The sequence below is a fragment of the Ruegeria sp. BB5 genome (assembly GCF_056539405.1).
On record NZ_JBQFUX010000004.1, the window covers coordinates 197,589 to 221,301 of the forward strand.

The following is a 23,713-nucleotide window of genomic DNA, read 5'->3' on the forward strand; positions in this document are numbered from 1 at the left end:
ACTTGCGTCAACGTGCATGCTGCCTCATGGCAGACAGGTCACTTGTCAAGCGACAGGGCTTTTTACGATCTCCATTACAGTAAATGAGCTTGTCTGGTGAATTCCAGGCAGCTTATTTATTTTCTCACCGAGGATATCGCGGAAGTGCGTGATATCCCGCGTGCGGACTGTCAGGAGATAGTCAAACGATCCCGCCACCATTAAGCAGCTTTCAATTTCTGGAATATTGCGGACAGCGTCATTGAACCTGCCAAGAGATTGCTCCGCCGTCGCGGCCAGTGAAACCTGCACAACGGTGACCAAGGCTAGCCCCATTCGCTCTTTATCGACGATGGCACAATAGCCTTTGATGTACCCGTTTTTTTCTAAGCGCTTGACCCGCTCGGAACAGGGGGTATTGGTCAGGTTGACACGTGCCGCAAGATCGACGATCGACAACCTTCCGTTGATTTCCAGCTCTTGCAGGATGCGTTGGTCTATTTTGTCCAATTCTCTATCGATCAGTAAAAATCCCTGAAATTTTAGCGCAAGACGACATTTTTCACTGAATATAGACTAAAATAATCCCCAATTCCTAGTGATTATTCCTGATACTTATCTGAAGACAGCTGCGTCAATGTGTTCCAAGTTTGGCTGTCTTGTCGAGGGCACGGGCCTCGACCCAACGAAAAAAAATTGGAGAACCGACATGACAACAAAAATTGTCATTGGACTGGACGGGACAGAGACCGGGGAGCGCGCGATCGCTTTTGCCAAGGATTTGGCAGGGCGCATCGGTTCATGCGAGTTGCTTGTGGTTTATGTGATCGAATGGTCCCCATTTACTTTTCAGACACCTGAAGAAAATGCCCTGCGCCATAAGCGGCGCGAGGAAGAGGTCGAATTGGCCTCGACACGGATCGTCACCCCTGCGGTGGAAGCTTTGAACGCGGCCGGTTTTACGGCCCATGGCATTGTACGCCATGGTGACGTGGCTGAAACGCTGAACGCGATCACAGTCGAAAACGGTGGTACCCAGATCGTCGTCGGGCGCGCCTCGGCGGATGGGTTCAAGAAACGGCTCTTTGGCAGCTCGACCCAGAATCTGGTCATGCATGCCGATGTACCGGTCACCGTTGTGAACTGAGCGGAGGGACGAGAATGAATATGCTTAAAAAACTGGGCTTTGCCACAGCGGCTGCCCTGTTCGCCAGCCCCGCTTTAGCCCAAGAGGCGCCGGGTCTGGACGACAAGATCAACCAAGCCTTTGCTGATTTCACCGGGCCGTTCGTTAGCTTTATCTTTGCCCCGTTTCCGGGCACTAGCTTCCCTTGGATCGTGGGTTGGCTGGTCGTCGCGGCCACAGTGTTCACGCTGTATTTTGCCTTTGTGCAGCTGCGGTTCTTTAGTCACGCGATCAGCCTTGTGAAAGGCGACTATTCCGATCCCAACGATGCGGGTGAGGTCAGCCACTTTCAGGCGTTGGCCACGGCGCTTTCAGGAACGGTCGGTTTGGGCAACATCGCTGGTGTGGCGGTGGCCGTCGGGATCGGCGGGCCGGGCGCCACGTTCTGGATGATCGTCGCGGGCCTGCTGGGCATGGCGTCGAAATTCACTGAGTGTACGCTGGGCGTGAAATACCGCAACGAATACGACGACGGCACCGTTTCCGGTGGCCCGATGTATTACATGTCCAAAGGGTTCAGTGAGCTGGGCTTGCCGGGCGGTAAGATCCTGGCTGTTCTGTTTTCGATCTTCTGTATTCTTGGCGCGCTGGGCGGGGGCAACATGTTCCAGGCCAATCAGGCGCACCAACAGATTGCAGGCATCGTCGGGGATTATCCGGGCTGGATTACAGGCCTGGTCTTCGCCGGTATCGTGTTTGCAGTGATCGTGGGCGGCCTGAAATCCATCGCGCGCGTCACCGAAAAGGTCGTGCCGTTCATGGGTGTTATGTACGTGGCGGCAGCACTAGTGATCATCATCATGCACGCAGACCAGATCGGCTGGGCCTTCGGCCAGATCTTTGCGGGTGCCTTCACTGGCCTCGGCATCGCAGGCGGTATGGTTGGGGCGCTGATCCAGGGCTTCCGCCGTGCCGCGTTCTCGAACGAGGCGGGCGTTGGTTCTGCGGCGATTGCCCACTCGGCCGTGCGGACCAAAGAGCCGATCACCGAGGGCTTCGTGTCGCTGCTTGAGCCGTTCATCGATACGGTCGTGATCTGTACAATGACTGCATTGGTGATCATCATCACTCAGCAGCTGATCATCGACCCGGAGACCGGCCTTTACATGCTGACCGAAGATGGTTCAGCTATTGCCACCGTTGACGGTAATTCGGGTGTCAGCCTGACGTCCGCGGCGTTTGGCAGTGCGTTCAGCTGGTTCCCCTATGTTCTGGCGATCGCGGTGGTTCTGTTTGCCTTCTCGACCATGATCAGCTGGTCCTATTATGGCCTCAAGGCCTGGACTTATCTGTTCGGCGAAGGACACACCAAAGAGCTGGTGTTCAAGGTCATCTTCTGCATCTTCGTTGTCATCGGCGCGGCGGCCAACCTTGGTCCGGTCATCGACTTCTCGGATGCGGCGATCTTTGCAATGGCGGTTGTGAACGTCTTTGCGCTCTACTTCCTGATGAAAGTGGTGCGCGAAGAGCTGGCCAGCTATGCATCCCGCCTGAAAAGCGGCGAAATCCGCAAATTCGAGCACTAAATCACTCCACCGGGGCAGCCAACACTGCCCCGGTGCCTGACCACCCTGCGAAAAGCGCAGATTCTGGTCAAAACCCCCTTGCCAGTATGGAAGAACTTGCGTAAACGGCGCTTCTGATCGCGTGACCGGCCAATGTGGCATGCCGAGTCGCGTCAAGTACCGAACCCCGAAAGGAGACGGAAATGCCTAAGATGAAGACAAAGTCGAGCGCCAAGAAGCGCTTTAAGGTGACTGCGACCGGTAAGGTCCTTGCTGGCCAGGCCGGCAAACGGCACGGCATGATTAAGCGGACCAAGAAATTCATCCGCGATGCCCGTGGCAACACCACCCTGTCCGCCCCCGACGCCAAGATCGTCAAGGGCTACATGCCCTACGACCGCTAAGAGGAGATTAAGAGATGTCCCGCGTTAAAGGTGGAACCGTAACTCACGCCCGTCACAAGAAGGTCATTAAGGCAGCCAAAGGTTACTATGGCCGCCGCAAGAGCACCTTCAAGGTTGCCCGTCAGGCCGTCGACAAGGCCAACCAGTACGCAACCCGCGACCGTAAGAACCGCAAGCGCAACTTCCGCGCGCTGTGGATCCAGCGTATCAACGCTGCTGTCCGTTCGCATGACGAAGCACTGACATATTCCCGCTTCATCAACGGCCTGAACCTGGCCGGTATCGAAGTGGACCGCAAAGTTCTGGCCGACCTGGCCGTGCACGAACCGGAAGCGTTCGGCGCGATCGTCGCCAAAGCTCAGGCCGCTCTGACTGCCTGATCCTCTGAAAAGAGACAGTGAATGAAAGGCCGTCCCTTTGGGGCGGCCTTTTTTTGCAGCTGAACCCTGGCTAGGTAGCCCTGAACCCATTTTGGGCTGCAACGATACCTTCCGTTTGAAAGCATCATTCATCAGTGTTCACCCACACTTCAAGCGTTGCCTCGCCCCAGGTGATACAGTCAGAAAGGCCATTGCATTCTTCGGGTAGACGCCCTTTTGTTGTTCTGTTTATCCATCGCGACTGTCGGAAACTAACGTTCGCAATGCCATCCTGAGTCAGCAACTCTCCTGATTTGGAAAACTCGTGTCCGTCGATCGGATTTAAGGAGACTTCGTTACCGCTCAGCATAGTGAAAACGAGAGAGGTATCACTGTGGGTCTCGGGATTCTTCAATTCAGCTCGGACGTTACAAACATTTTGTATGGTAGAACCATTGCCCGCCCTTCGGGTGCCGGTGAGGATTATAACCCGCTGGCCTACCGTAGAGTTTATTTGCATTCTATTGCCGACAAGTTGCCAGTAATTCCCCTCGGACGGTCGTTTGGATTCGACTTCCTGAAAGCCAAGTTTTTCAAACTGTTCGATTGTTTTTTGGGTGTCTGGAAAACTTGCAAGGCAAGTCGAACTGAAAACAGAAGCAAGTTGCCTGAACTCAACCGTTCCAGTCGAAGGCATCACTGTTAACGGCAGTTCTTCATTTTTTGGTGTTGTTGAGCACGCCGAGATGAAGGTTAGAGCCAGTGAAAGATACACGGAGTAGCGTTTTAAGCTGCTGTCAGCCTTCATTCTCAAACTCCCGGTAAGAGCAAACTTACGTGATCGTGCAAGAGGAATGAAATGCATCATGCACAGGATTGGGGAAAACTTAGTTTATCATTTTCATGTCTAACGCATTCGGCGTGGCTAGTTGCCCTTCTTCACCAACTGCGCTGCAAAGGCCACGCCGGTTCCCGGTCCCGCATAGGTGACCATGATCACGTCATCCAGATAGACACCGTTGAAAATCCCAGCCGAGACGTCATCCCCCGATATCCCGGCCTCAGCCAATACGAACCGGGTGGGGTCATCCAGGCTGAAGGTGCCCATTGCTTCCTCGACGATCCATTCCTTGTCACCAATGCGCCGCCAGCGGTTGGTGGCGGTGATCAGGTTGCCGTCCAATTTGGTGACTTCCAACTCCATCTCGGTCTGTAGCAGGCCTTTCTCGTGGTTGGGGTTCGATTTGGCGAAGGCCACCAGATAGGTGCCATGCCATGTGCCGACGATCTGAGGGAAGCCGCTGCCGTCTTCGGCGCTGGCAGGGGCTGCAAGGGCTAGCACAAGGGCGGCGGCAATGCTGCGGAAAAGGTTGAGTGTCATGGGGCGATCTCCTGCAAAGGGTGCCATCAGGCTACCCGAGTTCTGGAAATTGGCAAACCATGGTTTTGAAACAAAAAAACCGGCGCCGAAAGCGCCGGTTTCCATAAGCTTTGTGCAGCGACTTAGCCGAACACACGACCCAGCGCGCCGTCGACGGCGTCGGTGATCTGGTCGATGTCATCTGCCGTTGCGATCAGCGCGGGCGAGAAGCACAGCGTGTTGTTGCGGCTGGGGATCGAGCGGTTGGTGGCACCGATGATGACGCCTTGCGCCATACAATCAGCCACAACGGCCTGAACCTTTTTTTCGTCCATCGGCTCTTTGGTTGAACGGTCTGCGACCAGCTCGGCACCCAGGAACAGGCCCTTGCCGCGCACGTCGCCGATGACCTTGTGCTTTTCCATCAGCGCCTGCAGGTTGCCCATCATACGGTCACCCATGTCGGCGCAGTTGCCCAGCAGGTTTTCGTCCTGAATGATGCGCATGTTTTCAACCGCAGCTGCCGGGCCGGCGGTGCAGCCACCAAAGGTCGAGATGTCGCGGAAATAGCTCATCGGATCAGCGGCATCGTCCTTGAACATGTCAAAGACTTCCTCGGTGGTGACCATGCAGGCAATCGCCGCATAGCCCGAGGCAACGCCTTTGGCCATGGTCACGAAGTCCGGCTTGATGCCGTATTGCTGATAGCCGAACCAAGTGCCCGTACGACCGACGCCGCAGACCACTTCGTCGATATGCAGCAGCACGTCGTATTTCTTGCAGATTTCCTGCACGCGCTGCCAATAGCCTTCGGGCGCTTCGATCACGCCGCCGCCTGCGGTTACCGGCTCAAGGCACAGTGCGCCAACGGTGTCGGGACCTTCGCGCAGGATGACCTCTTCGATCTGATCTGCGGCCCAGACGCCAAAGTTTTCTTCGGGCGCGCCGTCCAGCTCGTGCTTGCGGTACTCCATGCAGTGGGGCACGCGCACGAAATCGGGCGCGAAGGGGCCGTACTGGGCGTTGCGCTCGTCCTGACCGCCTGCCGACATGGTCGCCAAGGTCGAGCCGTGATAGTCACGGTCGCGGTACAGGATTTTGGTCTTTTTGCCGCCATAGCGCTTATGCGCGATCTGACGGACCATCTTGAAGGCCTTCTCGTTCGCCTCAGAGCCCGAGTTGGTGTAGTACACCCGGCTCATGCCCGGCATTTTGTCGATCAGCATTTCGGCAAAAATCGAACCGGGGATCGAACCTGCGGTATTGGCGAAATAGCACAGCTTCATCAGCTGTTCGTAGACCGCCTTACAGATTGATTCGCGGCCATAGCCAACGTTGACGGTCCAAACACCGCCGGACACGGCGTCCAGATGCTCTTTGCCCTTTTGATCCCAAACGCGCATGCCCTTGCCTTCGACAATGATGCGTGGGTCATTGGTTTCAAAGGGTTTATGCTGGATCAGGTGATGCCAGATGTGGGCGCGGTCGGCTTCGACTACGCGGGAAAGATCGTTTTCGTTGAACGTGCCGTCCATGACATGTCCTTTCAATAAAGCTCGTTGCACGGATTGCAGGGGCTATCCCGAACCGGCAGATGTTTTCGATGGCTCAGATCACCTTGAATGGCCTGTCGGAGATAGGGCCAGATTGCACCATCCCGTATTGCCAGTCCATTCCTGAGACGTATTTTTACGGGTTTGTCAGGGGCTCAACTTTGTGCTCAATTCGCGCAAATCGCGATTGGGAGGATCAGCGGATGGGAGCCACACAAATTTACGAGCGTCATCTGGACAAATGCCGGGCCAACTATGTGCCGTTGTCCCCGTTGAGCTTTCTCGAGCGCACAGCGCAGGTTTACCCTGATTACCCCTCGGTTGTGTATGGTGATCGCCGGTATAGCTGGGCCGAGACCTATGCCCGATGCCGCCGTCTGGCGGGCGCATTGGTCGCACGTGGAATAGGGCAGGGCGACACTGTGTCGATTATTGCCGCCAATATCCCTGAAATGTACGAGGCACATTTTGGCGTGCCCATGGCCGGTGCCGTTTTGAACGCGATCAACACGCGATTGGATGCGGCGATCATTGCCTTCATCCTTAATCATGCGGAATCCAAGGTGCTGCTGGTCGATCCCGAATTTTCGGGTGTGGTGAAAGAGGCGCTGAAACAGGTCGACCACGACCTGCTGGTCATTGATATCGAAGACGCCAGTTTTGAGGGCGGAGAAAAGTTGGGCAACCTGACTTATGATGCCTTGCTGGCAGACAGCGATCCGGAATTTGAGTGGTCTTTGCCCGAAGACGAATGGGACGCGATCACGCTGAATTACACGTCCGGGACAACGGGCAATCCGAAAGGCGTGGTTTATCACCATCGGGGCGCGGCGCTGAACGCACAGTCGGACTTGTTGGATTGGGATATGCCGAAGCATGCAGTCTATCTGTGGACCTTGCCGATGTTCCATTGCAATGGCTGGTGTTTTCCATGGGCGATGGCGGCCAATGCGGGCGTTTCGGTCTGTCTGCGCGCGGTGCGTGCCGAACCGATATATACTGCCTTTAGGGATGAGAAGGTCACACATTTCTGCGGCGCGCCAATTGTGCTGAATATGCTGGCCCATGCACCGGATGAGTTGAAAGACTTCGATCATCAGATCAAGGTGATGACAGCGGGCGCCCCGCCACCCGCAGCTGTGATCGAGGCGATGGAGGCCATGGGGGTCGAGGTGACCCATGTGTATGGTCTGACCGAGACCTATGGCCCATCGGTGGTCTGCGCCTGGAAAGACGAATGGAACACCAAGGATGCACAGGAACGCGCGGCGCTGAAGGTGCGGCAGGGGGTGCGCTATTCGGCCCTGTCGGGCCTGATGGTGGCCGACCCTGAAACGCTAGAACCTGTACCTGCCGATGGCGAAACCATGGGTGAGATTTTCATGCAGGGCAACGTGGTGATGAAGGGCTATCTGAAAAATCCCGAGGCAACGGACAAAGCCTTTAACGGCGGTTGGTTTGCTTCGGGCGATCTGGGGGTGATGTATCCCGACGGCTATATCGCGCTTAAGGATCGGTCCAAGGACATCATCATTTCAGGGGGCGAGAATATCTCATCGGTCGAGGTCGAAGGCATCCTGTACAAACACCCAGCAGTGATGGAGGCCGCTGTAGTGGCGCGGCCTGACGAAAAATGGGGCGAAACCCCCTGCGCCTTTGTCGAGCTAAAGCCTGACGCCACCGTGACCGAGGCGGAGTTGATCGCATTCTGCCGGGATAACATGGCCCATTTCAAAACGCCTAAGACTGTGGTGTTCGGAACCTTGCCCAAAACCTCAACTGGGAAGGTTCAGAAGTTTGTGCTGAGGGATCAGGCGCGTAAGCTGACCTAAGCGCCCATCTTGTCAAAGATCGAAAGGTTCAGCTCAAGCATCTCACCCATCCAGATGGCCCGGTTCCGATGATCCTCAAGGTGCTGTCCGGTTTCGGGGTGGGTGAAGATGGTCAGGCCCTGCCGGTTCAGCATCAGCCACGGAATGACCTGATCGAACGCGTCCGGTGCAAAGGCCAGCTGGCAGCTCCAGCGTGGGTGAGGGCCGACATTGCGTTCATGCACGCGACCCATATCAATAGAAAACAGCCCTGCCGCTTCTTCGCAAACCCGTCGTGCCACATCCACAGTTTCCGCGTCAAAATAGACATGGACGTGATAGCCAGTGATCTCGGGCATGGTGACCTCATCCATCTGTTTCACAGAAAACCTAGGTCGAACTTGCAGTCATTCCTATCCTCATCGGCACACATACCCTGTGCGCCGAGTTAAGTAGGGGCATTCGCATCCGGATGTGCCGCGGCAAAGGCGGGATGGTCGGCACAGGCGGCCTCGACTGCAAGGAGGCGGGGCAGGTCTGACAAATCAACCTGCCAGCGCTGTGCATTATAGAGCTGCGGCATCAAGCATAGATCGGCCAGCCCTGGGCTGCTGCCCGTGCAATAGGGTGTCTGGTCAAATCCTGCCAGCAGCGTTTCAAAGGCCAGCAGGCCGGGTCGGATGAAGTGGCGCATCCAATCGCCCGGCATCCCTTCGGCACCGTTGCTCAGCGTTGTGGCATATTGCGCCACCGACAGGTTGCAGACTGGGTGGATGTCCACCGCGATGGAGTGTGCCAGCGCCGTTGCCTTGGCGCGCAATGCGGGTTCGGCAGGCAATAAGCCCAACCCCCGGCTTTGATCCAGATAGTCGATGATTGCCAAAGATTGCGTCAATCGCAGCCCGTCAATATCCAGCACCGGAACCAGCCCCTGCGGGTTACGCGCAAAATGGTCTTGTGACTTCTGGTCCCCGGCCTTTAGATCAACAAAGACAGAGCGATAGGCAATTCCCGCCAAATTCAGCGCCATGCGCACCCGGTAGCTGGCCGATGAGCGCCAGAAATCAAAAAGAACCACTTCGCCCATTGTTTCAGGTCTCTCTAAGGGCCGCGGCTTCGACTGCCTGGTTCAGCACGTCGGAGTCCCCGATATGGTTCGCCAAAACCAGAACCAGACGCGCGTTCAGCGCGTCGCTTGCGGATTTGTCCAACCCGTCATGGGCGGCCAGTAGTCCGGCATAGAAATCATCGGCATTGTCGAGATTGGGGGTGAGGATCAGATCTGTCATTTTCTTACTCCTTGCCGGTGGCCCGGCGGATCGCCTGCCGGAATGCGTTTTCTTCGTAGCTGTCACGCCGCGCGGCAACATGCTGGTCGGGGCGGATCAGATAGACCGCGCTGGCGGCATCGCCCAGATACCGACGCTTGAGTTCCAGCGTCAGGTCATCCTTGACCGACAACGCAAGCCGGGTGGCTTCAACCCCGTCTTCTTCGATCCGCTCGGGGGCGTCGGCGTCAATGGTCAACAGGGTGAACTTGCCTGCCAATTTTGGCAACAAGAATTCATCGCCCAGCGGCGCATCCGGGCAGGCCGAGCCCGGTCGCGTGATATCCGGGCCGTCCAGTGCATCGGCTGAGCTGAGCGAAGACCCCTGATAGGCGCAGGGCGTGCTCAACCGTCCGGAATTGACCAGTGGGCGGGCAAATTGGAAATGTTCGCTGAGGTCCAGAACCGCGTCCCGCAACAGTCGCGACATCTGGGACTTCGGCGTGATGAAGTCGGTCGAGCGGCTGGATTTCGTGATATTCTCATCCGCTGCCTGCACTCGCTCGCGGCTATAGCTGTCCAGCAAAAGCTCGGGCGCTTTGCCGTCCAGAACCAGTTTCAATTTCCAGCACAGGTTATCAGCGTCCTGAATTCCTGTGTTTGCCCCAAGTGCCCCAAACGGGCTGACCTGATGGGCGCTGTCCCCGGCAAACAGAACGCGCCCATGGCGGAACCGCTCCATCCGGCGGCATTGGAACGTATACACCGATACCCATTCCAGATCGAAATCCACATCCTCGCCCAGCATCGCTTTGAGGCGGGGGATGACATTCTCGGGGCGTTTTTCGCGCTCTTTGTCGATGTCCCAACCCAATTGCAGGTCAATGCGCCAGACATTGTCGGGCTGCTTGTGCAACAGAGCCGATTGCCCGCGATTGAACGGCGGATCGAACCAGAACCAGCGCTCGGTTGGGAGATCGGCCTCCATCACCACGTCGGCGATCAGGAAGTTGTCTTCGAAGACGCGGCCATCGAAATCCAGCCCCAGCATGCGACGGGTCGGAGAGCTGGCACCGTCGCAGGCAATCAGCCACTCGGCTTCGACGTTATAGGGCCCCTCGGGGGTTTCGACCTCAAGCACCACGTGGGTGTCATGGGTGCCGATGGCCTCGACCTTGTTGCGCCCACGGATTTCGATGGGCGCGCCCGAAGCCTGCAATTGCCGCACACGGTCGACCAAAGCATTTTCGAAATAGTATTGCTGAAGATTGATGAAGGCCGGGTTTGCAAAACCCGTGTTGGGTTGCAGATTGAACTCATAGACCTGGCGATTGTCGAAATAGACCTTGCCGACATTCCACTGCACGCCCTTGTCCACCATGGGACTACCCGCGCCCAGACGGTCAGCAATATCCAGTGTACGTTGCGAAAAGCAGATGGCCCGGCTGCCGAAGCTGACCTTGTCATTGTCATCCAACACCACGACCGGGACACCTTGCTGGGCCAGATCTATCGCAGTGACCAGCCCGACCGGCCCGGCACCGACCACAATGACCTTGTGCCGGATGGCGATGGCAGCGTCCTGATCCGGGCTGCGTTCGTAGGCGTAAAGTGGGACTTCGAAAATCTTGTTCATGGGTTCTCCCCGATACATATGCGCGCAAGACGCAAATCTCTTGTCCTCTGACGCGGCCACGCCCGAGACCTTGCCCAATGCTTTCATTGATTTTTCCGACGCAAAACGATCTGGATCAAATGCGACGGAATGTCCTTAACTTTGCAGATTCGACCACATCTCAAGGTCGCGCTGGGCGGTCCAGATGCGTGGGGTGTCAATGCCGCGTGCCTCGTCATAGGCGCGCGCGACGTTGAAGGGCAAACAGTGTTCATAGATCGCATAGTCGGCGAATTTGGGGTCGCATTCAGCGCGCACAGCTTCCCAGGCCTGTTTTAAGGTGCCGCCACACGCGGCGACCCGTGCCGCCGGTCGGTAGGTGCTGTTGACGAAGTCGCGGGTGCTTTCAATCGCTGCGTTCACCATGTCTGCCCCGATCAGCGCATCTCCGCGCCCCGGGGCGATGGCATTCAGATCAAACGCCTTGATTGCGTCCAGCGTACCGCCCCAGTCGCCGAAATGCCCGTCACCGCAGTAGCAGGCGGAATGATATTCGACGATGTCGCCAGTGAACATTACGTTCTGGTCTGGCACATGAATCACGATGTCCCCGGCAGTGTGGGCGCGACCCAGGTGCATGAGGTCGACCCTGCGATTGCCCAGATAAACAGTCATCCTGTCCCGAAATGAAGTCGTGGGCCATGTCAGGCCGGGAATGCTTTCGTGCCCTTCAAACAGGCGGGGAAAGCGCTGAAACTCGCTATCCCAATCCTCTTGCCCGCGTTCGGCAACCATAGCGCGGGCCTTGTCCGACATGATGATCTGCTGCGCCTCGTAGGCACTGGCGCCCAGTACACGGACCGCATGATAATGCGTCAGCGCCAAATGTGTAATCGGCTTATCCGTGACCGAACGCACGCAGTCGATCACCTTGCGTGCCAGCTGCGGTGTGGCTTGTGCTTCGATAATCATCACGCTGTCGTCGCCGATGATTACGCCGGAATTTGGATCGCCCTGCGCTGTAAAGGCATATAGGCCCTCGCCAATTTCGGTGAACGAGATCGCCTTCTCAGAAAGATCCGATTGCGAGGCGAAGGCCTTTGTCATCAGTTTGTTTCCTGCAGGATCTTTGCCAACTCAGGTGTGACTTGTAACGTCACGCGCTGCATGTCAGCGGACAGGGCTCCCATGGTTTGCTGCATGAACGGCTGCATTTTGCCCATGATGGCGCTGCCATGCTCTGATCCGTAGAAATCGATCAATGCAGACAGTTCTTCGGCCGAGAACAAGTCAGCGCTGCTGTCGATCATCTGCTGTTCCAATTTCGGACGCAGGCTTTGCATCGCGCCAGACATCACAACACCAATACGCTGCAACTGATCCTCCGTCACAGTAACGCCCGGCGGAAGAGTGGCCGCAACCTGCGCTGCCATACCTTCGGGTGAGAACATGTTGTCCATCATCAATTGCACATCCGGCAACTTCACATATTCCTCGGCTAAGGCTTGATTATCGGCGGCCAAGGCCGAATGGCTGAACCCGATGGCCAGTATCAGAGAAGCAACAAGAGTTTTCAGGGTCACGTTTGATCCAATCACGTTTGGGCACGTTTCATCGTGCATATGGGGTGTCGAGCGCGGCGAGAACGGTTCCGGTGCAATTGCCGAAGCCAATCGTGTAACCGTCACCTTTGGCAGCGCCCTTCAACTCTAACGTGTCGCCATCTTCGATGAAACTGCGGGATTCACCGCTGTCCAGTGTCAGGGGTTCCTTTCCTCCCCAGCTTAGCTCCAGCAGTGAGCCGCGTTCGGGCTTAGTTGGACCCGAAATGGTGCCAGACCCCAGCAGATCGCCGGTGTTCATCGGGCAGCCGGATGTGGTGTGATGCGCCAGTTGCTGCGCGGCTGAATAGTACATTTCCTTGTAATTGGTCCGCGCGATGGTTGTGGCGGCCTTGCCATTGGGCGCCATTGAGATTTCCAGATCGATATCATACAGCATCGGGCCGCAATCTTTCAGGTGATCCAGCAGTTCGACCTCACGTTCCGGAGTGTCGCAGCGGAACGGCTCCAACGCCGCTTTGGTGATGATCCACGGGCTGATCGAAGTGGCCGTGGCCTTGGCCTGAAACGGGCCGAGAGGCTGGTATTCCCAGGCCTGGATATCACGCGCGGACCAGTCGTTCAGCAGGACGTAGCCAAAGATGTTGTCATCCGCCTCCTGCACCGAGATCGGACCCTCCGACGGGGTGCCGACGATGGCGCCCATCTCAAGCTCGATATCGAACCGTGCCGAGGGGGCAAAGCGGGGCGTGTCGTCATTCGGCCCTTTCAGCTGACCCCAGGGGCGGCGAATGTCCGTACCCGAGACAACAACTGACGACGCCCGGCCGTTATAACCGATCGGGATGTGTAGCCAGTTCGGCGGCAGCGCGTTTTCCGGGCCGCGGAACATGGTTCCGACATTCTGGGCGTGATGCCGTCCCGCGTAGAAATCGGTGTATTCGCTGACGGCAAACGGCATGTGCATTTCAGCCTCTGACTGCGCGATAAGCAGGGGTTCGACCTTGTCTTGCTCTTCCGACCCTTCGGTCAGCAAATCTGTCAACCGATCGCGCAGGGCAGCCCAGACGGCGGGGCCTTGCTCCATCAGCGGGTTCCAAAAGGGCAGGTCAAACAGTGGCTCATCGGACAGTTCGATCAAACCCTCGGCTTCAGCCGTGGTGACATCCAGGATCAAGTCTCCGATGGCGACACCACAGCGGGGCTCGTCGCCCCCGGTCGAAAACACGCCATAGGGCAGGTTGTTCAGTGGAAAAGGGTGGGCCGCGTCATTGGCCGAGGCCACCCAGGATTTCATCAAAGGCATCTGTGATCCTTGTTTGTCTGATCTATTGCGCGTCGCGCAAGGATTTTAGCCCCAGCAAAAGCGCGGCCACTATCATGAACCCGCCGCCAGCCCGATCCAGCCACAGCCGCGCAGAACCCTTGAGCCGCATAGCCAGCCAGCTGGCGCTGCCGCCATAGGCGGTCAAAAACAGCCCGTCGATGGTCAGATAGGTGGCAGAGAGGATTGCGAATTGCGGCCAGAACGGCAGCGCGCCGTCAATGAATAGCGGGAACAAGGCCGCGAAGAACACCACAGCCTTGGGATTGGCTGCTGAAGTAATAAAGCCCTGCATCCAAAGCGCCTTGCGGCTGGCGCGCGGCGCGGTCTGCGTGGTCTTGCGGTCCGCCTTTACGATCATCTTCACCCCAAGGAACACCAGATAGGCCACGCCTAGCCATTTGATCACCGCCAGCGCTGTGCCCGATGTCGCAATGATCGCGGCCAGACCAAGCCCAGCAGCCAGCATTTGCAGCAGATTGGCCGTCAGGTCTCCGGCTGCCGTGAACACGCCGCGTTTCAGGCCATTGGTTGCGGAATTGGACAGCATCAGCAATTGGCTGGGGCCGGGTGTGCTCATCAGCAGCAAGACGGTGACGACGTAGGTGATCCAGATATCAAAGCTCATCTCAGCCTCACTTTTTGCCAGGGGTTCCGTCGAACTTTTTCTCAAGAGAGGTCCAGCAGTCAATGTAATCGTCCTGCAAGGGGGCCTCGTTGGCGGCAAAAGGCGTCAGATGTTGTGGAAAGCGGGTCTCGAACATGAAGGACATGGTGTTGTCCAGCTTGTCGGGGCCCAGGTTGGCATTCGAGGCCTTTTCAAACGCCTCGCGATCCGGCCCGTGCGGCAGCATCATGTTATGCAGGCTCATCCCGCCGGGAACAAAGCCCTGCGGTTTGGCGTCATACTGACCGTAGATGTTGCCCATCAGTTCGGACATGATGTTTTTGTGATACCACGGTGGGCGGAACGTATCCTCGGCCACCATCCAGCGTTCGCGGAACAGGACAAAGTCGATATTGGCCGTGCCCGGCTGCCCCGAGGGCGCAGTCAGCACAGTAAAGATCGACGGGTCGGGGTGATCAAACAGGATCGCGCCGACCGGGCAATAGGTGCGCAGATCGTATTTGTAGGGCGCATAGTTGCCGTGCCACGCGACCACGTCCAGCGGGCTTTGGCCGATCTTGGTGGTGTGGAACTGCCCGCACCATTTGACGGTCACTGTCGAGGGCACCTCGCGGTCTTCAAACGCCGCCACCGGGGCTTTGAAGTCTCGCGGATTGGCCATGCAATTGGCGCCGATCGGGCCACGACCGGGCATCTCGAATTTCTGACCGTAATTCTCGCAGACAAAGCCACGTGCGGGGCCTTCCAGTACCTCGACGCGATAGACCAGTCCGCGCGGGATGATGGCGATCTCTTTAGGTTCCAGATCAATAATCCCCAGCTCGGTGGCAAAGCGCAGGCGGCCTTCCTGCGGCACCACCAGCAGCTCGGAATCGGCTGAGAAGAAGTAGGCATCCACCATCGACTCGGTAACCAGATAGATATGGCTGGCCATGCCCACCTGCGTGTTCACATCGCCCGCCGTGGTCATCGTGCGCATGCCCGTCAACCAGGTCAGCCCCTGATCGGAATGAGGCACTGCATCCCAGCGATACTGGCCCAGGCTGATCACATCCGGATCAACGCAAGGCGCGGATTTCCAATAGGGCAGGTCGATCTTCTCGTAGCGATGCGAATGCTTGACCGAGGGCCGGATGCGGTAACACCACGTCCGCTCGGGCGGGTTGGCGGTAAAGGCTGTTCCGCTAAGCTGTTCGCCATAAAGGCCATAATTACAGCGCTGCGGGCTGTTCATTCCCTGCGGTAACGCGCCGGGCAAGGCCTCGGTTTCAAAGTCATTTCCAAAGCCAGGCATATAGCCTGCATGGGTGCCCACGGGCGTGCTGGCCTGGGTCATTTTATGCGGATCAGTCGGATGGTTCATCCTGTGTTCCTCCATTTGCTGCTTGAGGAATAATAGTTGTTTTTGTAACTAACAAGCATGACAGATGATCAATTCAGCGAAAATGATGGCTTTGATCTGCAAGATTTCCTGCCCTATCTGCTGAACCGCGCGGCCGAGGAAATCTCGTTAGAGTTCCAGCAGATCTACAAGGATCGTTACGGTATGTTGCGCACCGAATGGCGGGTTCTGTTTCACCTGGGCAATTATGGAGAGATGACTGCCAAAGAGATCGGCGAACGCGCCCGATTGCACAAGACTAAGATCAGCCGCGCAGTACACAGGTTAGAGTCCCGCCGGTACCTGGTGCGCAATCGCAGTGAAACAGACCGTAGGGTCGAAAACCTGATGTTGACCCACATGGGGCAATCCGTCTATCGCGAGCTAAGCGGTATTGCCGAGCAATATGACGCAAAACTGACGGCCCAATTTAACCCAGATGAAGTCGTGCTGTTGCGCAATATGCTGCGGCGGCTGGCACATATGGATTGAGCACTGGTAATCGCGGCCCCTGGTCCCCAGATGACAACCAGAGCGGACACTGGAAAAATATAAAAATGACGACCCTGACTGCCGAAACGGCAAAATCCAATGATCTTATTGACTGGTTGGTTACACGCGGCCTGGAAGGGGCAGCGAAAGAAGAGCTGCTGGATGGCTATTGCAACAAACTTTTGGAACTTGGCGTGCCGCTAATGCGTTTTCACGCCGCGCAGTCGGCCTTGCATCCCGTTTACGGCGGGACCGGGTTCAGCTGGTACGAGGGCAGGGGCGGAGAATCCGAGACCTTTGAGTATTCCGAGCAACCCAGCGAACAATGGCAGCAAAGCCCTTTGTTTGCGATCTTGAACAATGAGATAGATGAGATCCGCGAACGCCTGGTCGATCAAAATGAGCCCAGCCGTTTTCCCCTGTTAAACGACCTGCGTCAGATCGGTGCGACCGACTATTACGCCACCGGTGTTAATTTTGACGTTCCCACCCACAACGCTCCGAAAGACGCCAAAAAGGCGGTGGACGGGGTGCTGTTGTCTTGGACATCGAACGCCCCCAAGGGGTTCGAGGACAAAGATCTGGAATTGATCCACACAGCCTTGCCCCATCTGGGGTTGGCGCTGAAATCTGCTGCAAGTGCGCGTGTTTCCAAGGATTTGATGCGGGTCTATCTGGGCCGCGATGCGGGACGGCGGGTGCTGTCTGGTGAAATCCGGCGGGGATCACTGCAGCAGATCGATGCGGTGATGTGGAATTTTGACCTGGAAGGATTCACCAGCCTCTCCGAAGAGCTACCGGGTGCTGAAATCATCGACATGCTGAATGACTATCTGGCCGTAGCCGTTGGTGTCGTTCACGACAATGACGGCAATATTCTGAAATTCATGGGCGATGGGCTGATGGCGATGTTCGACGTCGGCGAGATCGACGAAGACGCGCGCGCCGCGCTGAAGGCTGTACCGATGTTGCAGCAGCGGATGGAGGCCCTAAACGCCCGCCGTAAGGCAAACGGTTTGCCAGTGGCCAACTTTACTCTGGCCCTGCATGCAGGCGAGATTTTGTATGGCAATATCGGGTCCGAGACCCGGTTGGATTTCACTGTTATCGGGCCAGCAGTAAACCAGACCGCACGGATCGCTGGGATGCACCGGTCGCTGGGGCAGAGAATTCTGATCTCGGATGATGTAGCCCGCGCGGCTCAGCCTTGCGGTCAGGACCTGATCTCGGTTGGGCGTTACATGTTGCGGGGTGTGTCCGAGCCGAAAGAGTTGTTTACGGTCTACAATGCCGCCGAGGCCTAGTCGGGGCATTTAACTGGCTGGATTGATTGGCTCTCTGCCGGTGAAACGGCCCGCTGATACAGGTGCCAGGTGGTGTGGCCAAGGATCGGCAGAGTAAAGATTAAGCCCAGAAACGCCGGAACCATCGATAACAGCATGGTGACCGAGATGATCGCCGCCCAACTAAGCATGACCACCGGGTTTTCCGTGACGACGCGAATGGACGTTATCATGGCAGAAACAAAATTTGTTTCCCGGTCCAGCAGCATGGGCATGGCGATGACGGTCACCGAGAACAGCACAGCAGACAGAAAGCCGCCTACGCAGGTGCCAACAGCCAGAAAAGTCCAGCCCTGCGGCGTGAAGAAGACTGTGTTCAAGAACCCGTCAAAATCCGAGAAGGATGCATTCTGCAGGATAATCGCCAGCCAAAGCCGCACCTGGTAAACCCACACCCAGAAAACGAACAGAGTGACGAAGGCCATCCAGCCCAGTTCACGCTTGCGTTGATTGGCCATGACGGTGAGGATTTCAGACCAGCCGAAGCTTTCCCCTTTTTGCAACCGACGGGACATTTCATAAAGCCCGGCCGCGGCAAACGGCGCGACCAGTGGAAAGCCTACAATGGCGGGAATGATCATCCAAATCTTGCCGAGCCAGACCAGACCCCAAACAAACACGATACCGAAAACCGCATAGAAGAGGCCGAAGAAACCGCTCATTAAGGGGCGAGCTAAAAAGTCGGAAAACCCGGCCTTCAGCGACGCAGTGATATCACCGGCGGTTACTTTGTTGACTTTGGGCATAGCCTGCTGCTGCGGCGTCAGTTTGTCAGGTGGCGTGGAACCAGCGGTCTTGGATGTCATGACATGCCTCCTCCGCAAACAAGTTTGCTTCAGGGGCAGCGCAAGAGCAAGGGTGGAGTATGGCTGCTTGGTTATGCAGCCTTGTCAGAACAACTTCTAAAAGTCGATCTCGACCCCAGGCAGGTTCAATTCCTTCATCATGTCGCGCAGTTCCTGCCGGGCTGCGATGTTCGAGATGTTCAGCTGTTTGACCCCGATATCCTTGAGGTCCAACAGTGTCAGGCCACGCGGGAACAACTCGCGAAAGATAACCCGCTCGGAAAAGCCTGATGCGACGCGGAAGCCGATGCGCTGGGACAGCATTTCGATCGCGCGCTGCATCTTTTCCTTGTTGACCATACGCTGTGTACCGACGCGGTTACGCACGACCACCCAGTCGATAGGCTTGAGCCCGGCCTGCGCCCGCAATTGACGCGCGTTCCAGACCATTTCGGAATAGACCGAGGGTCCAAGGATTTTCTCGCCCTTTGAATCGATCCGTGCCAACAGGTCAAAGTCGATGAAGCTGTCGTTCAGCGGTGTGATCAGCGTGTCGGCCAGCGAATGCGCAACCTGACTGAGGCGGGTATGCGAGCCGGGGCAGTCGATCAGGATAAAATCGCTGTCGCTTTCCAGTTCAGAAACGGCGGCGGACAGGCGGTGGTCATAGATATTCTCACCGGGTTTCAGCTTGGAGGCGTCGATCTCGGGCAGGTCATGGTGGCGCGGGCTGGGCAAGGGGACCTCGGATCCGTTCATGAACTTGCCGCGATTTTCGAAATACCGCCCCAGGCTGCGCTGTCTCAGATCCAGGTCCAGCGTGCTGACTTTGTGACCCAGCCGTGCCAGTGCGGTGGCCACATGCATCGACACGGTCGATTTGCCTGCGCCGCCCTTCTCGTTTCCGACTACGATGATATGTGCCATGCCTGTATTCCCATGTCCCGCCGTGCTTCGCACACGTTGTTGCGAACCACTATATGTTGTGGAAACCGAGATGGGAAGAACCTCAATCGGTGATTTCAGGCTCTAAATTGGAAAACTATGACGTGGAATAGGGTTAAGCTGTGTGCTTGTCAAAAGTGGTGCCCTGTTTCAGTGTCAGACGCAAAGAATTGCGATAGGGGCGACCGGTGGATCATCTGTTTCTGAACGTTCTGAACGTGGTCCTACCCGTCCTGATCTGCGCCGGAATCGGATATTGTCTGGCCCTGATCAAAGCGCCGTTCGACAATAAGGTGATCGGGGGGATCGTGTCGCGGGTGGGGTATCCGACGCTGATCATCTCGCATCTGTCCGCTACCAGTATCGCTATTGGTACCTTTCTGGATGTGATGACCGCCGCAGCGCTGGCCATTGCCGGGTTCGGAGTGCTGGGGTTCGTCGTCCTAAAGGCGATACGCCTGCCGGTGCGCGCGTTTTTGACTCCGTTGATGCACAGCAATGTGGGCAATATCGGCTTGCCGATCACGCTGCTGGCGTTGGGGGACGCAGGCATGGCCTATGCGATGGGGTTCGTTGTCGTCGTGCTGATCAGTATCTTCACCATCGGCATGTGGATTCCGGCCGGAGAATTCTCGCCCCGTAAAATTGCCACCTCGCCGATCATCTACGCTGTGACCCTTTCGCTGATTTTAATGGCGACTGGGTACAGCCTGCCGCAACCTATCGCCAAGTCCTTCGACATTCTCGGCGGGTTATCGATTCCGCTGATGTTGCTGACGCTGGGCCATACGCTGGCGACTTTGCGGATCAAACGTCTGGGTCTGGCGGTGGTGCTGACCCTGCTGCATCTGGTTATGGCGGTTGCGATCTCAAGCGCGCTGGTTTGGGCGTTTGGCTTTACCGGGGCTGAACGCGGCGCGTTTATCCTGTGTTGTCTGATGCCATCTTCGGTTGCGACCTACCTGTTCATTGATCAGCACATGCCGGAATACGGCCCGGATGTGGCCGGATTCATTTTGGTTTCGACACTGACCACGATTGTTGTTCTACCGGTTGCGCTGTCCTACTGGATCTGACGCGCACCCTATGCGAAGCGAAAAAAACTGCTAAACTGCTGATAAATTGGATTAAAGACCTACAATCTAAGGGGCGTTGATGACTGACAAGACCTCGGAACAAGTCACCCCGCAGGCTCGTGCCCGCGTGGTGCTGGCGATGACGGCGATCTGTATGATGGTCGTGGGGTTTAATACCACCGCCGTGACCACCATCCTGCCCAACCTGAAAGCCGAGTTCGACCTGACCCCGTCCGGGCTGCAATGGGTGATGGCAACTTATTCCGTAGCCAGCGCGACGCTTGTCACCATCGTCAGCCGTCTGGGCGACATTACCGGCAAGATGGGCGTATTTTTCTTTGGTATGATCGTCTTTGCGATCGGGTCGGCCTTGGCGCTGTTTGCTCAGGATGGGGTGATGCTGCTGATTGGTCGTGGTGCGCAGGGGGCAGGGGCAGCAGCGCTGTTCGGCACTTCGTTGTCTTTGTTGACCGCCGCTACGCCCGAAGAACAACGCGCCAGTGTCACCGGGGCCTGGGGCGCGATCGTTGGTCTGGCCATCGGTGTCGGGCCTATCGTCGGCGGGGCCTTTGGCCACTATGTCAGTTGGCGAGCGGTTTTTGCGGCCGACCTGGTGCTGCTGGCGGTGGCTTTCGCCATCGGACTGCTCGTCAGCAGACGGAAATACATACCCGACACCCGCCTAGCCGGGGCGAAATTTGACTATCCGGGTGCAGTTGCCATCCTGTTGTTCCTCGGGCCACTTTCCTTTGCGCTCAGCAATGGGGAAAGCGGTGGATGGGCCACGCCGCTTACGTTGGTGCCGTTGGCCATCGCGGCAATGGCGACCGTCGTACTGGTGATTGTCTCACGCCGCAGCGCAGATCCGCTGGTCGAACTGCGATACTTTCGCCATCCGCGTTACTTTATGGCTGCGGCGGGCATGTTTGTTACGGGCTTCACGTTGTTCTGTTTTTTTGTTTATTTCAACACCTTCGTGCAGTCGCCGGACGCCTTCGGATACAGCTCAATTGGGGCAGGGTTAGCGATCATGCCGCTCAGCCTCAGCATGTTCGTCATCTCGGTGACCGCGCCCCGCTTTCTGGCGCCTTACAGTTTCCGGTGGCCCGTTACAATTGGCCTAGGGGCGATGGCCTGCGGGTTCCTGTTGCTGATGACAACCAACAATTCTACGCAATATGCCGAGATTTGGTGGAAGCTTTTGATTGTTGGCGTCGGTATGGGCATCTGTTTTTCCTTGCTGCCGCGCCTCGGCCTGCGTCTTCTACCCGAAGAACATGTTGGCCAGGGGTCAGGCGTGATCAACGCCTGCCTCTATTTCGGAGCCACCCTTGGAGCGGTGGTCGGCGGTCTGGCCGAATCTATCACCATTCGTCGCGGTCTGTCCGAGGTGATCGCTGCGTTGCCCGCCGGTTCAACCCAGCGCGAGGATCTGGCACATGCGCTGACCCACGGCACGCCCAGCCAGATCCAGCAATTGATCGCGGGGATGGATCCATCGACCAGCTCTGTCTTGGCCAGAGCTTTGCGCGAATTGCTGGACAATGCCTTTGACAGCGCCATGGTGGTCGCCGCGATTGCCGCGCTTGTCGGCATGGTACTGGCCTTGGTGCTGCTGCGCGGGCCGGTGCCGCCGTTGCACAGTGCGGCAGAACTGACGCGCGCACCCAGGTAAATGCATTAGCGGAAAAAGACGTCGACCGGTCTGGATCAAATGGGTTTAACCTCCAAGGTACACCCCATCTTTGGGTCGATAGAAAACCTTCTGATCGTGCAGCTTGCCAAGAAGATCATGGACGCGGCGCAGGGTGTTTTCGCGAACCACTTTCCCATCATCCGTTTCATCTGGTGTTGCCAGCGAACGGGAGGCAGCCAAGCCGCGCAAGGCTGTTTCGATCAGATCCATATCCTGCACCGAAAGTTCGAACATATCATTGTACTTGGGCATTTCAGGGTCTCCGTCGTATCAGGGCGGTTCTTGGTGCCAAGTGTAGCACCTTTTCAGCATTGTGCGGCGATCACTGCGTGTGACGCGTGAGATCGGCGAGGGTGCCTTCAGGGGCTTCCTTTCTGGCAGGCCCTTTGTATCGTCTCACATGCCTGTCCCAAAAAGAAAAAGGCCGCCCCTCGGGACGGCCTTTCGCATTCGAAACGGGGTGGGATTAGAAGCCCAGACCTTCGTATTTCTTCTTGAACTTCGACACGCGGCCGCCGGCGTCCATCAGGCGCGACGAGCCACCGGTCCACGCGGGGTGCGAGGAGGGGTCGATTTCCAATGCCAGCTGGTCGCCTTCGCTGCCCCAGGTGGATTTCATCTGAACCACGGTGCCATCGGTCATTTTGACGTTGATGAAGTGGTAATCGGGATGGATGTCTTTTTTCATCTTTCCGCTCCTTACGCCTCGGCGCCAGCTTTGGGCTTGTAGTTTGTGACTTCTGCGATACGTGCGGATTTACCGCGACGGGTGCGCAGATAGTACAGTTTGGCGCGACGGACGCGGCCACGGCGGACAACGGTGATGCTGTCGATGTTGGTCGAATGCAGTGGGAACACACGCTCCACACCTTCGCCAAACGAGATTTTGCGGACGGTGAACGATCCGGCGATGCCGTCGCCACCTTTGCGCGCGATGCAGACGCCTTCGTAGTTCTGCACACGGGTGCGCGACCCTTCGGTCACTTTAAAGCCGACACGGATGGTGTCACCGGCTTTGAAATCGGGGATGTCTTTCCCCAGGGCGGCAATCTGTTCCGCCTCAAGCTGTGCGATAAGGTCCATCGCAGTTACTCCTATCTGCTCGTGGTTGGTCCACGAAGTTAAGCACGGCCTGAGAGCTCTTGGTCTTCATCGGGTCCTGCGTACAGCCCGCCAGAGGTCAGATCGAATGTTCCTTTGGTCTGGCCTGCCCTGACACGCCGTGGCTGAAGAAAGCTGAGCGATGCGCCATGATGCAAACCAAAACACCGGAGTCGCGTTACACGGCACCGGATTGCGCTGCTTTACGGGGTTTGCGATCAGGGATCAAGATAAAAACACCATATTTTCAACGCAAGGGTGGTGGGTTTTCGCCATAAGCAAACTGCACCGTTGCCTTATCAGGCCGATCAGGCATTCTGGGGGCAATTATAAGAGCAGT

The 23,713-nt window shown here is 57.0% G+C and carries 27 protein-coding genes; 9 read left to right on the forward strand and 18 right to left on the reverse strand.

The window, feature by feature from the left end; all coding sequences use genetic code 11:
• Window positions 1-45 precede the first annotated feature (45 nt).
• Window positions 46-489, reverse strand: a complete 444-nt coding sequence (locus ACR0DL_RS12250) for an Lrp/AsnC family transcriptional regulator (protein ID WP_174818870.1) — start codon at window positions 487-489, stop codon at window positions 46-48.
• Window positions 490-688: 199 nt separating this feature from the next.
• Here ACR0DL_RS12250 and ACR0DL_RS12255 point away from each other — a divergent pair, with 199 nt between their 5' ends.
• From ACR0DL_RS12255 to rplT, 4 genes are all read left to right on the forward strand, one after another.
• Window positions 689-1,126 carry a universal stress protein gene (locus ACR0DL_RS12255; RefSeq protein ID WP_170359925.1) on the forward strand — a complete coding sequence of 146 codons (438 nt, stop codon included), beginning with the start codon at window positions 689-691 and terminating at the stop codon, window positions 1,124-1,126.
• Between the two features lie 14 nt (window positions 1,127-1,140).
• Window positions 1,141-2,691: an alanine/glycine:cation symporter family protein gene (locus ACR0DL_RS12260; RefSeq protein ID WP_480689421.1), complete on the forward strand. Its 1,551-nt coding sequence runs from the start codon at window positions 1,141-1,143 to the stop codon at window positions 2,689-2,691.
• Window positions 2,692-2,873: 182 nt separating this feature from the next.
• A complete protein-coding gene (rpmI, locus tag ACR0DL_RS12265) occupies window positions 2,874-3,074 on the forward strand; it encodes a 50S ribosomal protein L35 (RefSeq protein WP_010443552.1) in 201 nt (66 codons plus the stop codon).
• Window positions 3,075-3,088: 14 nt separating this feature from the next.
• The gene (gene rplT / locus ACR0DL_RS12270; RefSeq protein ID WP_152457001.1) at window positions 3,089-3,454 is read left to right on the forward strand and encodes a 50S ribosomal protein L20; all 366 of its coding nucleotides are present in this window, start codon (window positions 3,089-3,091) and stop codon (window positions 3,452-3,454) included.
• 124 nt (window positions 3,455-3,578) lie between these two features.
• Here the strand turns inward: rplT and ACR0DL_RS12275 are convergent, their stop codons facing one another.
• From ACR0DL_RS12275 to ACR0DL_RS12285, 3 genes are all read right to left on the reverse strand, one after another.
• Entirely contained in the window at window positions 3,579-4,241 is a 663-nt protein-coding gene (locus ACR0DL_RS12275) for a hypothetical protein (protein ID WP_480689423.1), read from the reverse strand.
• A 117-nt stretch (window positions 4,242-4,358) separates the two neighbouring features.
• Complete coding sequence (locus tag ACR0DL_RS12280; protein WP_170377416.1) at window positions 4,359-4,814, reverse strand: hypothetical protein; 456 nt, start codon at window positions 4,812-4,814, stop codon at window positions 4,359-4,361.
• Between the two features lie 122 nt (window positions 4,815-4,936).
• On the reverse strand, window positions 4,937-6,328 hold the full coding sequence (locus tag ACR0DL_RS12285; protein ID WP_170350299.1) for an aminotransferase family protein: 1,392 nt from the start codon (window positions 6,326-6,328) through the stop codon (window positions 4,937-4,939).
• Window positions 6,329-6,549: 221 nt separating this feature from the next.
• Between ACR0DL_RS12285 and ACR0DL_RS12290 the strand changes: the two genes are divergently transcribed.
• Window positions 6,550-8,178 (forward strand): acyl-CoA synthetase, encoded by a 1,629-nt coding sequence (locus ACR0DL_RS12290; protein ID WP_480689425.1) that lies wholly within the window; start codon window positions 6,550-6,552, stop codon window positions 8,176-8,178.
• On the opposite strand, the gene ACR0DL_RS12295 is transcribed toward ACR0DL_RS12290, so the two are convergent.
• The 9 genes from ACR0DL_RS12295 to hmgA all read right to left on the reverse strand — a co-directional run bounded on the left by ACR0DL_RS12295 (window position 8,175) and on the right by hmgA (window position 15,917).
• Window positions 8,175-8,516 carry a DOPA 4,5-dioxygenase family protein gene (locus ACR0DL_RS12295; RefSeq protein WP_480689427.1) on the reverse strand — a complete coding sequence of 114 codons (342 nt, stop codon included), beginning with the start codon at window positions 8,514-8,516 and terminating at the stop codon, window positions 8,175-8,177. The two genes, ACR0DL_RS12290 and ACR0DL_RS12295, sit on opposite strands and share 4 nt — an antisense overlap.
• A gap of 89 nt (window positions 8,517-8,605) precedes the next feature.
• Window positions 8,606-9,244 carry a maleylacetoacetate isomerase gene (gene maiA, locus ACR0DL_RS12300; RefSeq protein ID WP_480689429.1) on the reverse strand — a complete coding sequence of 213 codons (639 nt, stop codon included), beginning with the start codon at window positions 9,242-9,244 and terminating at the stop codon, window positions 8,606-8,608.
• A 4-nt stretch (window positions 9,245-9,248) separates the two neighbouring features.
• Complete coding sequence (locus ACR0DL_RS12305) at window positions 9,249-9,446, reverse strand: DUF2783 domain-containing protein (protein WP_170350302.1); 198 nt, start codon at window positions 9,444-9,446, stop codon at window positions 9,249-9,251.
• Window positions 9,447-9,450: 4 nt separating this feature from the next.
• Window positions 9,451-11,061: an FAD-dependent oxidoreductase gene (locus ACR0DL_RS12310; RefSeq protein ID WP_480689431.1), complete on the reverse strand. Its 1,611-nt coding sequence runs from the start codon at window positions 11,059-11,061 to the stop codon at window positions 9,451-9,453.
• A gap of 135 nt (window positions 11,062-11,196) precedes the next feature.
• Window positions 11,197-12,147: an MBL fold metallo-hydrolase gene (locus tag ACR0DL_RS12315; protein WP_480658344.1), complete on the reverse strand. Its 951-nt coding sequence runs from the start codon at window positions 12,145-12,147 to the stop codon at window positions 11,197-11,199.
• A complete protein-coding gene (locus tag ACR0DL_RS12320) occupies window positions 12,147-12,623 on the reverse strand; it encodes a DUF2059 domain-containing protein (RefSeq protein ID WP_170359943.1) in 477 nt (158 codons plus the stop codon). The genes ACR0DL_RS12315 and ACR0DL_RS12320 overlap by 1 nt, the downstream gene beginning before the upstream one ends.
• 28 nt (window positions 12,624-12,651) lie before the next feature.
• The gene (gene fahA, locus ACR0DL_RS12325; protein ID WP_480689433.1) at window positions 12,652-13,908 is read right to left on the reverse strand and encodes a fumarylacetoacetase; all 1,257 of its coding nucleotides are present in this window, start codon (window positions 13,906-13,908) and stop codon (window positions 12,652-12,654) included.
• Between the two features lie 22 nt (window positions 13,909-13,930).
• Window positions 13,931-14,554: a LysE family translocator gene (locus tag ACR0DL_RS12330; RefSeq protein WP_480689435.1), complete on the reverse strand. Its 624-nt coding sequence runs from the start codon at window positions 14,552-14,554 to the stop codon at window positions 13,931-13,933.
• Window positions 14,555-14,561: 7 nt separating this feature from the next.
• Entirely contained in the window at window positions 14,562-15,917 is a 1,356-nt protein-coding gene (gene hmgA / locus ACR0DL_RS12335) for a homogentisate 1,2-dioxygenase (protein ID WP_170411419.1), read from the reverse strand.
• Window positions 15,918-15,974: 57 nt separating this feature from the next.
• Between hmgA and ACR0DL_RS12340 the strand changes: the two genes are divergently transcribed.
• On the forward strand, window positions 15,975-16,427 hold the full coding sequence (locus ACR0DL_RS12340) for a MarR family winged helix-turn-helix transcriptional regulator (RefSeq protein ID WP_170359952.1): 453 nt from the start codon (window positions 15,975-15,977) through the stop codon (window positions 16,425-16,427).
• A gap of 65 nt (window positions 16,428-16,492) precedes the next feature.
• On the forward strand, window positions 16,493-17,731 hold the full coding sequence (locus tag ACR0DL_RS12345) for an adenylate/guanylate cyclase domain-containing protein (RefSeq protein WP_170350310.1): 1,239 nt from the start codon (window positions 16,493-16,495) through the stop codon (window positions 17,729-17,731).
• Here ACR0DL_RS12345 and ACR0DL_RS12350 read toward each other — a convergent pair.
• Both ACR0DL_RS12350 and ACR0DL_RS12355 read right to left on the reverse strand, forming a co-directional pair.
• On the reverse strand, window positions 17,728-18,576 hold the full coding sequence (locus tag ACR0DL_RS12350) for a DUF2189 domain-containing protein (RefSeq protein WP_480689438.1): 849 nt from the start codon (window positions 18,574-18,576) through the stop codon (window positions 17,728-17,730). The genes ACR0DL_RS12345 and ACR0DL_RS12350 overlap by 4 nt on opposite strands.
• 96 nt (window positions 18,577-18,672) lie before the next feature.
• Window positions 18,673-19,482 (reverse strand): division plane positioning ATPase MipZ, encoded by an 810-nt coding sequence (locus tag ACR0DL_RS12355; RefSeq protein ID WP_170350312.1) that lies wholly within the window; start codon window positions 19,480-19,482, stop codon window positions 18,673-18,675.
• Between the two features lie 206 nt (window positions 19,483-19,688).
• On the opposite strand from ACR0DL_RS12355, the gene ACR0DL_RS12360 reads away from it, so the two are divergent.
• Window positions 19,689-20,576 (forward strand): AEC family transporter, encoded by an 888-nt coding sequence (locus ACR0DL_RS12360; protein ID WP_480689440.1) that lies wholly within the window; start codon window positions 19,689-19,691, stop codon window positions 20,574-20,576.
• 79 nt (window positions 20,577-20,655) lie between these two features.
• The gene (locus ACR0DL_RS12365) at window positions 20,656-22,251 is read left to right on the forward strand and encodes an MFS transporter (RefSeq protein ID WP_480689442.1); all 1,596 of its coding nucleotides are present in this window, start codon (window positions 20,656-20,658) and stop codon (window positions 22,249-22,251) included.
• A 45-nt stretch (window positions 22,252-22,296) separates the two neighbouring features.
• Here the strand turns inward: ACR0DL_RS12365 and ACR0DL_RS12370 are convergent, their stop codons facing one another.
• The 3 genes from ACR0DL_RS12370 to rplS form a co-directional block, all read right to left on the reverse strand.
• Window positions 22,297-22,524: a hypothetical protein gene (locus ACR0DL_RS12370; RefSeq protein WP_170350315.1), complete on the reverse strand. Its 228-nt coding sequence runs from the start codon at window positions 22,522-22,524 to the stop codon at window positions 22,297-22,299.
• 214 nt (window positions 22,525-22,738) lie between these two features.
• Window positions 22,739-22,960: a 50S ribosomal protein L31 gene (gene rpmE, locus ACR0DL_RS12375; RefSeq protein WP_170350316.1), complete on the reverse strand. Its 222-nt coding sequence runs from the start codon at window positions 22,958-22,960 to the stop codon at window positions 22,739-22,741.
• Between the two features lie 11 nt (window positions 22,961-22,971).
• Window positions 22,972-23,355 (reverse strand): 50S ribosomal protein L19, encoded by a 384-nt coding sequence (gene rplS, locus ACR0DL_RS12380; protein WP_170350317.1) that lies wholly within the window; start codon window positions 23,353-23,355, stop codon window positions 22,972-22,974.
• Between the last annotated feature and the right edge of the window lie 358 nt (window positions 23,356-23,713).

Coding starts and splice junctions, on each gene's coding strand:
- ACR0DL_RS12255 (WP_170359925.1), top strand. CDS start 689: ATGACAACAAAAATTGTCATTGGACTGGACGGGACAGAGACCGGGGAG.
- ACR0DL_RS12260 (WP_480689421.1), top strand. CDS start 1,141: ATGAATATGCTTAAAAAACTGGGCTTTGCCACAGCGGCTGCCCTGTTC.
- rpmI (WP_010443552.1), top strand. CDS start 2,874: ATGCCTAAGATGAAGACAAAGTCGAGCGCCAAGAAGCGCTTTAAGGTG.
- rplT (WP_152457001.1), top strand. CDS start 3,089: ATGTCCCGCGTTAAAGGTGGAACCGTAACTCACGCCCGTCACAAGAAG.
- ACR0DL_RS12275 (WP_480689423.1), bottom strand. CDS start 4,241: ATGAAGGCTGACAGCAGCTTAAAACGCTACTCCGTGTATCTTTCACTG.
- ACR0DL_RS12280 (WP_170377416.1), bottom strand. CDS start 4,814: ATGACACTCAACCTTTTCCGCAGCATTGCCGCCGCCCTTGTGCTAGCC.
- ACR0DL_RS12285 (WP_170350299.1), bottom strand. CDS start 6,328: ATGGACGGCACGTTCAACGAAAACGATCTTTCCCGCGTAGTCGAAGCC.
- ACR0DL_RS12290 (WP_480689425.1), top strand. CDS start 6,550: ATGGGAGCCACACAAATTTACGAGCGTCATCTGGACAAATGCCGGGCC.
- ACR0DL_RS12295 (WP_480689427.1), bottom strand. CDS start 8,516: ATGCCCGAGATCACTGGCTATCACGTCCATGTCTATTTTGACGCGGAA.
- maiA (WP_480689429.1), bottom strand. CDS start 9,244: ATGGGCGAAGTGGTTCTTTTTGATTTCTGGCGCTCATCGGCCAGCTAC.
- ACR0DL_RS12305 (WP_170350302.1), bottom strand. CDS start 9,446: ATGACAGATCTGATCCTCACCCCCAATCTCGACAATGCCGATGATTTC.
- ACR0DL_RS12310 (WP_480689431.1), bottom strand. CDS start 11,061: ATGAACAAGATTTTCGAAGTCCCACTTTACGCCTACGAACGCAGCCCG.
- ACR0DL_RS12315 (WP_480658344.1), bottom strand. CDS start 12,147: ATGACAAAGGCCTTCGCCTCGCAATCGGATCTTTCTGAGAAGGCGATC.
- fahA (WP_480689433.1), bottom strand. CDS start 13,908: ATGCCTTTGATGAAATCCTGGGTGGCCTCGGCCAATGACGCGGCCCAC.
- ACR0DL_RS12330 (WP_480689435.1), bottom strand. CDS start 14,554: ATGAGCTTTGATATCTGGATCACCTACGTCGTCACCGTCTTGCTGCTG.
- hmgA (WP_170411419.1), bottom strand. CDS start 15,917: ATGAACCATCCGACTGATCCGCATAAAATGACCCAGGCCAGCACGCCC.
- ACR0DL_RS12340 (WP_170359952.1), top strand. CDS start 15,975: ATGACAGATGATCAATTCAGCGAAAATGATGGCTTTGATCTGCAAGAT.
- ACR0DL_RS12345 (WP_170350310.1), top strand. CDS start 16,493: ATGACGACCCTGACTGCCGAAACGGCAAAATCCAATGATCTTATTGAC.
- ACR0DL_RS12350 (WP_480689438.1), bottom strand. CDS start 18,576: ATGACATCCAAGACCGCTGGTTCCACGCCACCTGACAAACTGACGCCG.
- ACR0DL_RS12355 (WP_170350312.1), bottom strand. CDS start 19,482: ATGGCACATATCATCGTAGTCGGAAACGAGAAGGGCGGCGCAGGCAAA.
- ACR0DL_RS12365 (WP_480689442.1), top strand. CDS start 20,656: ATGACTGACAAGACCTCGGAACAAGTCACCCCGCAGGCTCGTGCCCGC.
- ACR0DL_RS12370 (WP_170350315.1), bottom strand. CDS start 22,524: ATGCCCAAGTACAATGATATGTTCGAACTTTCGGTGCAGGATATGGAT.
- rpmE (WP_170350316.1), bottom strand. CDS start 22,960: ATGAAAAAAGACATCCATCCCGATTACCACTTCATCAACGTCAAAATG.
- rplS (WP_170350317.1), bottom strand. CDS start 23,355: ATGGACCTTATCGCACAGCTTGAGGCGGAACAGATTGCCGCCCTGGGG.